This is a genomic window from Acinetobacter seohaensis (assembly GCF_056431365.1).
Genome location: NZ_JBWKMK010000079.1, coordinates 1 through 1,022, shown reverse-complemented (window position 1 = coordinate 1,022; position 1,022 = coordinate 1). Strand labels below are relative to the sequence as shown.

The following is a 1,022-nucleotide window of genomic DNA, read 5'->3' as shown; positions in this document are numbered from 1 at the left end:
GGTTTTGTTGCACAAAGATTTAAAAGACAGCACCTGCTTATCTGAACAGAACTCAAGTGACAACTTGGGTATGAGGACGACCTAATTCTGTAAATCTGTTTAATACTGCTATGCGTGCATGAATCTGATTGACCTGACTAGGAAAACTCCTTGCTGTTAATTTATCGCCTAATAATTTGATGCAATGCATCTTGGTTTCGACCAAACTTCGACGATGATAACCAGACCATTTTTTTCAAAGCATTCTTCCTAAACGTTTCACTGTTTTTAATAATTCATTCCGCTCTAAAGATCTCAATTTCTGATCTTTCCATGGTTTTGCATTTTTTCTTGGTGGAATGACCGCATGTGCATCTCGATCTAAAATGACTTGTCTGCAGTACTTCGTATCATAAGCACCGTCGGTAGACCGAATCAATTCGTTCGTCTAAAGGAATTTGAGCAAGTAAATCATCGAGTACTTGTGAATCGCTCATATTATTTGTGGTGAGTTGTACAGCACGTATTTGAAGGGTTTCAGCATCTATAGCAATATGGAGCTTACGCCATTGGCGACGATATTCAGGTCCATGTTTCTTACGTTTCCATTCACCTTCACCTAGAAACTTCAAACCAGTTGAGTCTACGAGTAGATGTAGCCCATCGCTACTTTTTTGATAGCTAATCGCAATATCAATATGTTTTTGTCTTCGACAAAGCGTGCTGTAATCTGGCGCAGTCCAATTTAATCCACACAGTTTAATCAAACTTTGAACAAAACCTGTGACCATGCGTAAAGAGAGTCTGAATAGAGATTTGATCATTAAACAGCATTGAATAGCGGTATCAGAGTAAGTTTGATTTCGACCTTGCTTGCCTTGTGGTTGTGCATACCACTGAGTGTTTGGATCAAACCAAATGGAAATATTACCTCGGTTAATGAGGGCACGATTGTAGGAAGACCAGTTAGTTGTACGATAGATTTTAGGAGCAGGTTTATTCATATTGAAATTATAGGACTGAATAATCTTTCTAGGCTAGGT

General features: G+C 38.6%; 1 pseudogene. It reads right to left on the bottom strand.

The annotated features are described in order from the left end of the window. Positions 1-52 precede the first annotated feature (52 nt). Positions 53-983 (bottom strand): annotated as a pseudogene (locus AC07E5_RS09745) (IS5 family transposase). Between the last annotated feature and the right edge of the window lie 39 nt (positions 984-1,022).